12 protein-coding genes are annotated in these 12,180 nt (G+C 45.0%); 1 reads left to right on the forward strand and 11 read right to left on the reverse strand.

From position 1 onward, the window contains the following. Nucleotides 1–103 precede the first annotated feature (103 nt). The 10 genes from ACZ5ZC_RS02750 to ACZ5ZC_RS02795 form a co-directional block, all read right to left on the reverse strand. Nucleotides 104–1,276, reverse strand: a complete 1,173-nt coding sequence (locus tag ACZ5ZC_RS02750; RefSeq protein ID WP_054866885.1) for a tetratricopeptide repeat protein — start codon at nt 1,274–1,276, stop codon at nt 104–106. After that, nucleotides 1,273–1,893, reverse strand: coding sequence for an energy transducer TonB (locus tag ACZ5ZC_RS02755; protein WP_006741220.1), 621 nt, complete (start codon nt 1,891–1,893; stop codon nt 1,273–1,275). The genes ACZ5ZC_RS02750 and ACZ5ZC_RS02755 overlap by 4 nt, the downstream gene beginning before the upstream one ends. Next, nucleotides 1,893–2,297, reverse strand: a complete 405-nt coding sequence (locus ACZ5ZC_RS02760) for an ExbD/TolR family protein (protein ID WP_005374257.1) — start codon at nt 2,295–2,297, stop codon at nt 1,893–1,895. The genes ACZ5ZC_RS02755 and ACZ5ZC_RS02760 overlap by 1 nt, the downstream gene beginning before the upstream one ends. Further along, nucleotides 2,294–2,848, reverse strand: a complete 555-nt coding sequence (locus ACZ5ZC_RS02765; protein WP_017635540.1) for a MotA/TolQ/ExbB proton channel family protein — start codon at nt 2,846–2,848, stop codon at nt 2,294–2,296. Before ACZ5ZC_RS02765 ends, ACZ5ZC_RS02760 begins: the two co-directional genes overlap by 4 nt. After that, on the reverse strand, nt 2,848–4,215 hold the full coding sequence (locus ACZ5ZC_RS02770; RefSeq protein WP_054866882.1) for a MotA/TolQ/ExbB proton channel family protein: 1,368 nt from the start codon (nt 4,213–4,215) through the stop codon (nt 2,848–2,850). Before ACZ5ZC_RS02770 ends, ACZ5ZC_RS02765 begins: the two co-directional genes overlap by 1 nt. After that, nucleotides 4,216–4,983 (reverse strand): DUF3450 domain-containing protein, encoded by a 768-nt coding sequence (locus tag ACZ5ZC_RS02775; protein ID WP_054574483.1) that lies wholly within the window; start codon nt 4,981–4,983, stop codon nt 4,216–4,218. It lies immediately after the preceding gene. A gap of 74 nt (nt 4,984–5,057) precedes the next feature. After that, nucleotides 5,058–7,154, reverse strand: a complete 2,097-nt coding sequence (locus ACZ5ZC_RS02780) for a TonB-dependent siderophore receptor (protein WP_065645575.1) — start codon at nt 7,152–7,154, stop codon at nt 5,058–5,060. Nucleotides 7,155–7,361: 207 nt separating this feature from the next. Further along, on the reverse strand, nt 7,362–8,735 hold the full coding sequence (locus ACZ5ZC_RS02785; protein WP_237305778.1) for a sensor histidine kinase: 1,374 nt from the start codon (nt 8,733–8,735) through the stop codon (nt 7,362–7,364). Further along, the gene (locus tag ACZ5ZC_RS02790) at nt 8,735–9,400 is read right to left on the reverse strand and encodes a response regulator transcription factor (protein ID WP_005393531.1); all 666 of its coding nucleotides are present in this window, start codon (nt 9,398–9,400) and stop codon (nt 8,735–8,737) included. Before ACZ5ZC_RS02790 ends, ACZ5ZC_RS02785 begins: the two co-directional genes overlap by 1 nt. 70 nt (nt 9,401–9,470) lie before the next feature. Continuing rightward, complete coding sequence (locus ACZ5ZC_RS02795; protein ID WP_054866880.1) at nt 9,471–10,424, reverse strand: lactate/malate family dehydrogenase; 954 nt, start codon at nt 10,422–10,424, stop codon at nt 9,471–9,473. 239 nt (nt 10,425–10,663) lie between these two features. Between ACZ5ZC_RS02795 and ACZ5ZC_RS02800 the strand changes: the two genes are divergently transcribed. Then, nucleotides 10,664–11,374, forward strand: coding sequence for a glycerophosphodiester phosphodiesterase family protein (locus tag ACZ5ZC_RS02800; protein ID WP_054866988.1), 711 nt, complete (start codon nt 10,664–10,666; stop codon nt 11,372–11,374). 35 nt (nt 11,375–11,409) lie between these two features. On the opposite strand, the gene ACZ5ZC_RS02805 is transcribed toward ACZ5ZC_RS02800, so the two are convergent. Next, nucleotides 11,410–11,892 carry a L,D-transpeptidase family protein gene (locus tag ACZ5ZC_RS02805; protein WP_048624649.1) on the reverse strand — a complete coding sequence of 161 codons (483 nt, stop codon included), beginning with the start codon at nt 11,890–11,892 and terminating at the stop codon, nt 11,410–11,412. Nucleotides 11,893–12,180 lie beyond the last annotated feature (288 nt).

A 12,180-nucleotide genomic window follows, 5' to 3' on the forward strand; every position in this document is an offset into this window, starting at 1 on the left:
TAATTTAGGTGATAATCATTCGTATTGGCATTTAATTTACATTGTTTACTTTAGACAAAAAAAATACCCGAGACTGAGCTCGGGTATTTAATAAAAGTGTTCGCTATGAGTTCTGCGTCGATTCTACTTTGCGTAGCTGTGATAGATACTTAACCCAACTTTTTGCCTGATTCGACGGTTTAATCTCATTCGCTCTTTTGGCATTAGCGAGCGCATCGTCAAACCGCTTAAGTTTGTAGTAAGCGCGAGTTTTGATAAGTGCGACATCCGCCTTACGACCACTGACCTTATCGAGCGCGGCAAGGGCATCTTTATAGTGGCCTTCTTGCACCAATAATTGAGAATAGTTCCAGTAATACTGTCGGTCTAACTGAGCAGCAACACGCCAACTATCGATAGACTCTTCCCACTCTTTTGCCATTTGCCAATACGTCGCTTGCTGAGCTTTCAGTTTACTATTCGAGTTTACATCCTCTAGCTCGTTCATCACCAACGCAGCTCTCTCAGGAATACCTCGTTTCGCGTACAATTGTGCCAGCAGCTTTAAGTCATCTTGGCTAAGTTGTAACCCTTTCAGTTTTGCCAACGCCAAAGAGTCCAGAGCACGTTTGTTGTCATCAACACGCAGGTAAAGAGCAACAAGCTGACGCCACCATTCAATTCGCTCGGGTTCAATCGCGATCAATCGTTTGATGGTCGAGATTGCCGGCTTCCACTTTTTCAGTTCTAGCTCAGCAGAAAGCTTTATCGACAATGCGCCAAGCTTGTCTGGCTGACCAAACTTCTCATAACGAGCCATTGCTGAAAGCACTTTCTGCCACTGACTCAGTTGATAATGAGATTGGGAAATACGCAGCCATAGCTCATGCGCTTTTTGACCTTTAGGAATGTTTTTGCTCAAGGCATAGTAATGAGGTAACGCCTTAGAAAAGCGTTGCTCGTTCAGCAGTATATCGGCCAACATTTTTCGGGTTTGCCATGCTTGCTCATCTTGTAGCAAACCACTATTGACTGCCAACTCAAGTTGCTTAATTGCTGCTTGAGTTTGTTCATTCTGCCAGTAAAAAATACCCAACATTCGAGCGACATAAGCTTGGTCATATCCACGAGAAAGCTCCATAGCTTCAAGAGATGAAATCGCTTCTTTTAGCTTCTCCTCTTGAGCCAAGTTGTGTGCTCGTTGAACTCTCGCGGCAGTGTATTGGCTTAACTCACTGGCAATGGTTGAAAGTGCACTCAGGCTTAATACCGTACCGATTAAGAATTTTTTCATCATTTGGCTAACTTGAACTCCACTTTAGCGGTTTGTCCATACTGCTCAATTGACACACCATCCTCAACTTTTGGCTGATACTTCCATTTTTTAAGCGCACGAATCGCTTCTCTTTCGAACATACGCTGTGGCTCAGCCTCGATCACTTCAATATCTTTTGGTCGTCCAGTTGCATCGATCGTGAAACGCATAATGACATAGCCTTCAACTCTACGTTTCAGCGCCTTACTTGGATAGCGAGGATCAACACGATACAACGGCAGTGCTTGTTGGTTGCCCATTGTTCCCTTCAAGTTTGGCGCACTGATCGCGATACCTTCAAGGGCAGTGTTCAAACCTAAAGCACTGACTGGCGTCATCTGGCTCATTGGCTCCATTTGAGTGTCAGCTTGAGACAGATCCATTGGCTCCGGCGCTTGGGGTGGTTCTGGTTGCTCCGGCACTGAACGTTGACGGCGCTGCACGTCTGCTTCATTCTCTACCATCACCATATCAAAACGAACGGCTTCTGAAGCTTCTGGCGCACGCTGGTTGCCTTTATCAACCATCCACGCCATAAAGCTAAACAGGCTCACAGAAATTAACAGTGATGCTGGTAGTGCAAGTAACAGCCTGCCCATTAAGGTTTCTCCGCCGCCAATGCGATGTTTTTCACGCCCGCCGCTTTTGCAGCGTCCATCACTTTCACGACAGTGCCATTATAAGCATGCTCGTCAGCTTGGATAACTAACGAAGCATCAGGCTGATCAAGTAACAAGTGCTCAATAGAGGCCTCAACACGCTCAATATCAACCACTCGTTTGTCGATGTACACGTCATTTGCTGCCGTTACCGCGATAAAAATGCCCGCATCTTTTTGGCTTACCACATTAGAAGCCTGAGGGCGGTTCACTTCTACACCGGATTCACGTACAAACGAACTGGTCACAATGAAGAAGATCAACATGATGAAGACGATATCAAGCATCGACGTTAAATCGACTTGAGCTTCATCTTGTTGGTTAGGTCTGCGTCCGAGTCTCACTTTTGACTCCTTAAAGATTGTTCTAACTGGATAGCTTTTCGTTCACACACTTTGCTAAGGCGAGCATGAATAAACATGCCCGCCAGCGCTGCTACCATACCCGCCATGGTTGGCAGCGTAGCAAGTGAGATACCAGAAGCCATCAATTTCGGATTGCTGCTGCCTTGCGATGCCATTACGTCAAACACCGTAATCATGCCCGTCACCGTCCCTAACAACCCTAGCATTGGGCAAACCGCCACAAGCAGCTTAATAGTCGATAGGTTTTGGCGCAGTTCGATTTGCGCTTTTGCAATCCATCCTTCACGGATTTGATGCGCGTACCAAGAGTGGTGCTCTGATCTTGCTTGCCACTGCTCACAAAGCTGTTTCTTTACCCCAGGGAAAACCGTTGTGAGATAAATAACTCGCTCCATAACCAACAGCCAGCACACCGCCACGACGGCAGCCAGCCACCATAGGATTTGACCACCTTGCTGCATAAAGCTCATCAAGGTTGTGGCCCAATCCTCACTGATCAAACCCAATGTGCTGAGTAGGATCTGCTCCATTACGCTGCGTTCTCCGCTAAGGTGTTAGAATGACTTTTGTTGCTCGGCATATCACGCTCAGCTTGTTCTGCAACTAAACCGATACCTTGCTTTTCTAAGATACTGCGAATATTTTCTGCTTGAGAGCTCAATACGTTGTGCGCCAATAACAATGGCATGGCTGAAACAAGGCCAAGTACAGTAGTTACAAGCGCCATCGAAATACCACCCGCCATTACTTTCGGATCACCATTACCAAATTGAGTGATGACTTGGAAGGTTTCGATCATACCCGTTACCGTGCCCAGTAGACCAAGCATAGGAGCCAGCGCAGCAAGAAGCTTCAGCATCGACAACCCTTTTTCTAGGTGGGTTTGCTCATCAACAACGGCTTCCAAAAGACGTAGTTCTAACGCTTCTACGCTGCGATGCTTATCTTTCTGATACACCGCAAGCACACGACCCAAAGGGTTGTCTCCTGGCTGTGCTGGAGTTTTCAGTTGCTTCATGATTTTCTGGCGCGAAATCATCAGAGATGCACCACGTACGAGAGCAATCAATAGGCCGATAGCTAATAAACCAAGGATGATTTTACCGACAACGCCGCCTGCATTTAGGCGATCAGCCAAAGTCGGTGAGTTTGCGAGCTGCTCAAGAAGAATGCCGCGTGACGGGTCAATGACAAGCGCATCAATGTCACCAGAGGAAATAGTATTCGCTGTTGGACCGCTTTCAGGCTGACGAAGATAGTTTACCGCATCTCCGCGTTGACCATTCCACTTAACGTAGCCAGTGTCATCCAGCAGCGCCATAGAACCAAGACGAACACCATTAACCGTTTGTTCACGACCTTCGCCATTTAGCAGTGTGAAAGAGACGTTTGCCATCTCACCACTTGCTTTGATTTGTTCTTCCATGCTGCGCCACATCGCCTGAAGTTGGGTCAACGTTGGCAGTGATTTAGCTGCAACAATAGCATCGATATCTTTCTGATATGAATTTGCATCAACACCCGTTACTGAGCTCTTGAGCTCTGACTCTAGCTCTTTTGCGTTCTGGCGAACGACGCCAAATAGCTCACCTAAGCTCCCGGTTTCTAGACGTAGCTTTTCTTCTAGCTGCGCCAGTTCCGCTTCGTTTTCACCGAAAGTAACACTTAATGAGTCCGCTTCTGCTTGAAGAGCCGCTCGCTCTGCGGCCAATTTATTCTTTATAGCCTGTAGCTCTTGCTCTGTTTTCTTAAAACCTGATTCACGCGCGACATTGTGCGATTGCTGTTGACGATTTTCTTGCTGCGCCTTTTGTAACAACGCATCACTAGCAACAGTTGTATGAGGCATTAATGCGGCTGTCGAGATTAGTGCAACCGATAACCATTTTTTCATCATTTATTTGCCCTCCGCAGCGGTTAACGACACTGGCAGAGTTAACATACTCGGCGCGATCTGTTTATTCGCCATAGCGAACGCTTTATCTAGCTCTGATTTTTGCTCAGAACCCACTTGTTGCCATGCTTGTTGTTGCTGTGACCAGCTCCAGAATGTCTCACCAGATAAGCTACGTGCTACCAAAGACAAACGCCCTAAATAGAGAATGTCCGCCTCCACAGCTTCATTGTCACCCAGGTTAATCTTGCCTTGGTAAACGCCAAGCTTGGTGCCGTAATCCATTTCAATTTGGTACGCTTCTAAAATACGACGAAACTTCTCTGCATCCGCAACGTCTGCACGCGTCATCATGGAATCCAGCTTTGCAATTCGTTCCTCACGTTGCGCTTTGCGTATAGGTTTGTCGTTAGCAACGAGCGCTTTTAAGCCTTCAAGCATGTGATACATCAAAGGCACGACACCTTGACGAGTTTGAGCAATCTGCTCAATTTGCTCGTTCAAGCTATCAACTTCTTGATTTTGGCTCTCAACAAGGCTTGCAAGATGATCGCGATAAATCTTCAAGTTACCGACTTCCTCTTGCAGCTGCTCAATTTCAGCTTCTAGAGTAAGTGATTTTTCTGCGCTTGCATCAATACGTTTTTGGCTTACCGCCGACGACTGGTTTGTTTTACTCTGCACAGCTTGTGCATCGTTTAAGTTCGCCGCGTGAGCGGGAATCAAAACCGATGATATCAACAGAGCGATACTTGATTTCATTAGATTCATACGAGTTATATTTCTGTGTTCCAAAAACGACCAAAGGGGAAGACTACCCTTCCCCTTTAATAATCAAATTGTTATCAGTACTTGAACTGGATTGTTGCCATGTAGTTGCGGCTTTCTCCAACCACAACCCCACTCGCACCTTTTTGCTCGCTATTCGTGCTACCACCACCTGCGAAGTAGTCGGTATCGAATAAATTCTCGACATTGAATCGAGCAATGATATCCAAGTTTTCATCGTACTTATGTTTGTATGACACGCCCATATCAACGCGAGCGTAGCCATCTTTCTTGAAGGTATTCGCTGCATCACCGTAGCGATCACCTTCATAAATCAAACCGAGGTTTAAGTTAGTGTTGTCTTGAACCTTGTAGCTAGACCATAGACTTGCCGAGAACTCTGGCACATCTACAGGGCGGTTACCTTCATATCTTTCCGCCTTCTTAAGCTCTGCATCCAAGTACATTGCAGAAGCGGTTAGCGACAACTCAGGGGTCACAAAACCTTGGGCCATTAGCTCAGCACCTTTGTGTACTTGCTCACCACCTTGAGTTTTCTTATGTAGAACCTTATTACTAGCATCTTTACCACTTTCAACATCCAGCGACATGTTCTCTAATGTGATATCAAACACAGCACCTGATACAAATAAGCGCTGATCAAACAGTTCCCACTTCGTACCGATTTCATAAGAAATTCCGCGCTCTGCATCTAGCTTCTCGCCATCGTTCACGTAAGTTTTGCCACGACCACTGCTGACTTCACCTTGCGGCATAAAGCTTTCAGAGTACTGAACGTAAACCGAGCCATTCGTCGCTGGGTGGAAAATTACACCAAATTTTGGAGAAACCTGGTTTTCAGTCAGGTCATCGTCACGCTTTTCGTCATAACGAACACCTGCAAGCACTTGCCAGTAATCATTAATCGTCATCATGTTTTGCGCGTAGATACCCCAAGTGTCGTGCTCGCTTGTGGACTGTTTAACTTTCCCAGAGTATCCAGGACGAGGCACAGACTGACCGGCTTCTATACTTATAGGGTTGTAATACTTTTGGAAACGGTCATAGGTATACTCTAGATAGTTCGCACCTACCAAAAACGTGTTATCTGTACCAAACAGAGAAAAGTCCGTCGTCACATCTATATATGCAGTATCAAACACCCAATTATCTTTGCGTTCGTTACCAGAATGGTCGATCTTAGTATCTTGGTCATAAGTATCGAAACCTGGGTAAGACTCTACATCAAAACGCTTAAAGTCTTGGCGGTTGTAACCCGCTTTTACGTTTACATTGTCAGTCACTTGAGCATTAATATCGATGCCATAGTTTTCTACATCGTTATCAATTTCAGACCACTGCGCATCCCAGATATACTTATCACCGCGAACCGCTTTGCCATCAATAATGTATGCACCAGAATCCACACTACCATCGTCTTTCGTGCGATCGTAATGCGCTGACACCATAAAGTTGTCGGTGATGTCGTACTCAACCACTAGGCCCGCAACCGTACGATCCGTTTCTGGCTCGGTACCATCGCCGTAGCTGCGCCAAGAGCCGTAGCTTTCTTTGGCAAAAATTGCGCGCGCGCGCAGTGTCTCTGCATCATTTAGCGCGCCACTCACATCAAGCACCGTGCGTGAGTGATCATTCGAACCTAGATCTTGACTCAAACTAGCTTGTGTTTGAGTTGTTGGTTTTTTCGAAACCATGTTTACCAAGCCACCCGGCTCAGATTTACCGTATAGCAAGCCTGATGGACCTTTAAGCACTTCAACACGCTCTAAAAGCTCAATTGGCTGACGGTAGTGTGACCAGTGTTGACGGCCATCACGAAGAAAACCGTCTGAACTGCTAAGTTCAAAACCACGTAGAGAGAAACGTTCGCGGTTACGGCTTGTACCACCCGCGCTAACACTTGCATCGTTACGTAGCACTTCACCAAGTGTACTTGCACGCTGCTCATCAATTACCGTTTCATCGATAACCGCTACTTGTCCTGGCGTTTCCAGCTGCGTCATTTCCATGCGCATTGCTGTACTGTTTGTATCCGCCTTGTAGCCGAACTCTCGACCTTCTACAACTACATGTTCGTCTGTTTGAACGTCCGCCACTGCAGGTGTTGCTAACACCGCACCGATCACTAGCGCCAAATGGCTCTTAGTAAACATATCCTTTCACTCCGATTATTATTTTTCGGGTCACATGCTTGTTGAATGCGATTCCCTCTTAGTTATTTCGCGGGTGAATATAAGTGATAAGTATTACCATTTGCATTAAATTTACATTCTTTGCATTTGCAAACTTTTGTAAAGTACTCTCTGATGACGAACCACAATAACGTGATCAGCATCACGGTTAATAAGACTTAACCATACTTACTGCTTGAACACCAAAGTAACACTCAGACCTCCTTGTTCACGATTTTTCGCCGTAACAGATCCACCCATAATGCGCATGGATTCTTTGACAATCGCGAGACCTAAACCATAGCCGCCAAGCTTCTTATCTCTTGATGCATCTAAGCGAGTAAACGGGTCAAAAATATCGACCAACTTGTTCTCTGGAATACCAGGCCCATTGTCGGATACAGACATGGAAATCAATTGCTGCCCATCTTTGACATGATTAGCCAGAGAAACTTCTATCTGAGATGCTTGCCCTGAATATTTGATGGCATTTCCAACAAGGTTATTCAAACAACGAATGATGAGCGTTTCTTCGCAAAAAGCTTTGGCGCATGTTGCTTCTGAACGGAATGACAATGTTTGTTCTGGTTTTAAATCGATTTTGCACCGCTCTACTTGCGGTGCGAGCAACACCTCTAAATCACGGCGTTTCGCACCTTTGTCGAAACGCGCATTTTCCAAGCGACTGAACTCCAAGATATCGCTTATCAAATGGTTTAGCTCTTTAGCTTCGTCTTCTAGCCTGGTCACCAAGCTTTGCTCGTTCTCCCCAACTCGCTTCCGTAAAAGGTGTAGAACTAAATTCTGTCTTGCTAACGGCGTTCGGATCTCGTGGGAGACATCTCTTATAAGCAATCGCTGCTTTTCGGCAAGAGAATGAATTTGCTGTGTCATGTGGTCGAAGTCTTGCGCCAGCTCGTTAAACTCGCGCGTATTCGATTTTAACTCTTTCACCACACTGACATTAAAGTCACCGTTAGATAGCTTTTTGCTTGCTTCTCTTAAGCGATCAAGCGGCTGTTGTAAGTTGCGTGCCATTAGCAATGAGAACAACGCCAAAATAACTACCGCAATCACCACTTTGAGAATAGAGAAATATAAAATGAAGTCATGTGCGGGATGCAGTCGATGTGGCAGTTGAATTACCAAGCTATTATCTTTTACCAAAGGGATATTGATAATCGGGCGATTTACCTTTCCCTCAAGTTGATCATCAATACTTCTTTTAAATTGAAGTTTGAACTCGAAGTGTGGATGCATTAAACGGTGAGTGACGGGTTGCTGGTGCTCATTCAGCACAAACAGATAAAAGTTTTGCGCGTTCGCCCAATCCGCAAGTTCGTCCATATCTCCGTGCTCAATCAGCACATTGGCTTGATGTGCAAGATCAAGCATTTCTTCTCGCACACTGTCCGGCACTTTTAGCATGGCTTTCACGAGAGCTTGCTCAGCCATTGCTTGTACGACCAAAATACTTATCACAATTGCAGTCATATAACTAAACAACTTAAACGCTAAGCTATCTTTACGTTTCGCGATAAAAGGTGGGCACGTGAGCTTCATTAATTGTTTACAGCCTCTAGGTAGCTGTAACCTTTGCCACGGAAGGTTTTGATATGTTGCTTAGAGAGCCCTGCTTCTACTAGCTTGCGACGTATATTACTGATGTGCATATCAAGGTTGCGGTCAAAAGGGCTTAGCTCTTTCTTTAATACTTCGGTTTGGAGTTCCGCTTTTGAAATCACCACACCTTGGTTTTTGACTAAATAGCTCAGTAATTCGGCTTCCGTGCTTGTGAGTGGTAAGCTATTGAGCTGAGCACTGATCGTTTGAACGGTACTGCACATCGCCTGACGTTGGCGCTCTAAACCAACACGACGAAGAATCGCTTTGATGCGCATCAGAAGCTCAGCAACATTAAAAGGCTTTCCTATGTACTGATCGGCTCCCGCTTGGTAGCCATCAAGCATCGAGTTTTCATCATTAAGAGCAGTAAGCATTAGAATAGGTGTCGCGAAGCGTTGACAGATTCTACGGGCAACTTGCATGCCGTTAAGGTTTGGTAACATGACATCAAGCAGTACAAGATCTACCGGCGTTTTTTCCATATATTGCAAAGCACTTTCACCGCAATGTACAGAAGAGACAATATAGCCCTCCTCTTGCAAAACTGCTTCTAATAGCTCACACAAAGGAACGTCATCATCCACTATCAAAACTCGAGACATTACCACTCACCATTCAAATAAAAATGGTTCGCATTCTATTACTCATTTACAAATTAAACAACTACACATCCTAGGGCTTTAGCTTCGTCTGCTTAGCGACATTTTCGACGATGTGTTTTAAGTGGGCGCTGATCGTTTTTAATGTGACAAGCTCCTCTTCAGTGAAGGGATGCATCAGAACTGAATTTGCTCCGTTTTTTCCAATAACCGTAGGTAGGCTGAGAACAACATCATGCAAACCATATTGCCCCGACATCATCGTACCGACGGGCAACACCGATCGTTCGTTAATCGTCACAGCTTGAATGATTCGAAAGACACTGGCGGCAATGCCATGAACGGTGTTCTGCTTACGCCGAAAGATTTCGTATCCCGCCTGTTTCACCGCCTCAAGAAGTGCGTGCGGATCAATTCTCTCAATGTTATGGGTATCGCAGTAATAGTCGGCCGGTTGCCCAGCGATAGAAATTAAGCTCTTAGGAGTAAAACAATGGCTACCATGCTCTCCTAATACATAACCAAACACGTTCTTCGGGTCTAGGTCTACACGGCCAGCAACAATACTCATTAAACGAGCGGTATCAACTACACAGCCACTGCTAATAACTTTACTCGGCTCAAAACCGGTGTTGGTGACAATAAAGTGCGCCACGATATCGCATGGGTTTGACACAACAATCAACACCGCATTTGGCGCTACGCGTTCTATTTGACGCGCAATATCAACTCCAATTTGAGCATTAACCTCAGCAATATCCAAACGAGTTTGTCCTTGTTTAATCTGCGTACCAGCGGTGATAACAACAAGAGAGGCTTCGAGTAAATCTAAGTAATCATCCGACGGCATAATGCGTGTGTTTTTTGAAAAAGTCAGTGCCATCGTGTGACGAAAATCAAACACTTCACCCTCGGCACGTTCTAAATTTTTATCAAGTAGAACAAGCTCACTAAAACTACCCAGAGTGAGTAAGTAATTACATACTCCCACACCAACAGCACCTGCACCAATAACACCGATCTTCATATTTCTCTCTCCCGATAACCATGATGCATTCGCAACTACCTTGCTCTTTAAAAATGAGCGGCAGGAGAATAAAAGTCCAACTTTGGTTCATGATTCGACAGGAGTGCTTCCAACGACCTACCTTGACGAATGGGCGATTTGGCTTTTATTAAGACGATCTGACAACATGCACCTTGAGGTATATCTTCAAAGCAAAAAACGAGTACAATCTGCTCAACACAAAGCAGAAGATGAAGAACATGGAAACATTAGTAATTGGTCATCGTGGTGTTGCTGGCTCATACCCAGAAAATACAAAAGTGAGCGTTCAGGCCGCCATTGACCTCGGATTAAATTGGGTTGAAGTTGATGTACAACCGACCAAAGATAATGTTTTAGTGGTTTGCCATGATCACACCATAAATCGATGCAGTAATGGACAAGGGCGTGTCGATGAACTGACTCTGGAAGAGTTAAAGGCGTTGGATTTTGGTAGCTGGTTCAGCGCAGATTTTTCAGGTGAGAAAATCATGACATTAGATGAGCTGCTCACTTTAGCTACTGAGCACAAGCTTAACTTGAATATTGAAGTTAAGGTAGATCGCCACCCAGCAGAAGAAGTGGCACAAGCTCTCGCCAACGTACTAGCAAAAAGTCCCATGCCGCAAGAGAAGGTACTACTCTCCAGTTTTAGTCATGATGTCATTAGAGCGCTGCATAAATACTGCAATGAGTATCGATTAGGTGTATTGAGTGAATTCTTAACGAGAAAAGATAAACGCCTTTTGGAAGAAGTTAACGCCTATAGCTGCAACCTAAACATTAACTGGGTTCGCTCGCGCCAAATAAACAAACTCCAGCAGGCGGGTTACAAAGTGATGTGTTATACAGTGAACAATCCAAACAAACTGAAGTACCTACCTCAGTTAGACTGTATATTCAGTGATCATCCACAACGCTTTATGCCATAGCACATACCACCTTGAGCTTCAGAGGCACCATTTCGTTACCACTCAATCTGAATTGGTGTCCCCATCTCTACAAGCTGGATAAATTCATCCATCTCTTCATTGGTAATCGCAATACACCCATTGGTCCAATCAAAGCTTTGGATATAAATCGGCAACTGACTCTCACCGTTTTTTAAACCATGAATTTTGATGTTCCCTCCTGGGGACACACCTCGGCGCTTCGCTTCCAACGTATCAATCGCATCAGGGTAGCTAATATGCACAGAACGATAAAAAGCCGAGTCTTCTATGACGTAATCTAAGGTGTATTCGCCCTCAGGTGTACGATTGTCTCCCTCTTCTTGTTTATGCCCTTTAGGGTTCGCTCCTAAAGCAATGCGGTATTCTTTTAGTATTGTGCCTTGTTCCATTAAATACATTCGACGCTTTGACTTGTCGACTTTAACAAAATCTACAGCTGCATGGACGCCAGAAGCCAACACACAACACAAGAACATAGAGCACCATTTCACTGACATTGCCGGAACGCCTAACCTAACTAAAGTGAACAAGAAAAGAGCGATTATGCTAGTCAGTTAGCGCCCGTAAAGCAAACAGTATCTAGGGTAGAACCTGTATTACCCCAGGAGCTAAAGGGATGAACGCACAAGTGCAGAATCGTAAGATAATACTCATTGAAAGGCGTGATCGTTATCGTTGTTTGATATGGCAAAAGTTAAAGAGAAGATTTCTCTATTCATTCCGCCTAAGTTGCATTACTTTATAAGTATATTTATTTATAAAGTCCGCACTTTTTGAGAGGGAAC

The sequence above is a fragment of the Vibrio sp. JCM 18905 genome, from assembly GCF_055393305.1.

Coding starts and splice junctions, on each gene's coding strand:
- ACZ5ZC_RS02750 (WP_054866885.1), bottom strand. CDS start 1,276: ATGATGAAAAAATTCTTAATCGGTACGGTATTAAGCCTGAGTGCACTT.
- ACZ5ZC_RS02755 (WP_006741220.1), bottom strand. CDS start 1,893: ATGGGCAGGCTGTTACTTGCACTACCAGCATCACTGTTAATTTCTGTG.
- ACZ5ZC_RS02765 (WP_017635540.1), bottom strand. CDS start 2,848: ATGGAGCAGATCCTACTCAGCACATTGGGTTTGATCAGTGAGGATTGG.
- ACZ5ZC_RS02770 (WP_054866882.1), bottom strand. CDS start 4,215: ATGATGAAAAAATGGTTATCGGTTGCACTAATCTCGACAGCCGCATTA.
- ACZ5ZC_RS02775 (WP_054574483.1), bottom strand. CDS start 4,983: ATGAATCTAATGAAATCAAGTATCGCTCTGTTGATATCATCGGTTTTG.
- ACZ5ZC_RS02780 (WP_065645575.1), bottom strand. CDS start 7,154: ATGTTTACTAAGAGCCATTTGGCGCTAGTGATCGGTGCGGTGTTAGCA.
- ACZ5ZC_RS02785 (WP_237305778.1), bottom strand. CDS start 8,735: ATGAAGCTCACGTGCCCACCTTTTATCGCGAAACGTAAAGATAGCTTA.
- ACZ5ZC_RS02790 (WP_005393531.1), bottom strand. CDS start 9,400: ATGTCTCGAGTTTTGATAGTGGATGATGACGTTCCTTTGTGTGAGCTA.
- ACZ5ZC_RS02795 (WP_054866880.1), bottom strand. CDS start 10,424: ATGAAGATCGGTGTTATTGGTGCAGGTGCTGTTGGTGTGGGAGTATGT.
- ACZ5ZC_RS02800 (WP_054866988.1), top strand. CDS start 10,664: ATGGAAACATTAGTAATTGGTCATCGTGGTGTTGCTGGCTCATACCCA.
- ACZ5ZC_RS02805 (WP_048624649.1), bottom strand. CDS start 11,892: ATGTCAGTGAAATGGTGCTCTATGTTCTTGTGTTGTGTGTTGGCTTCT.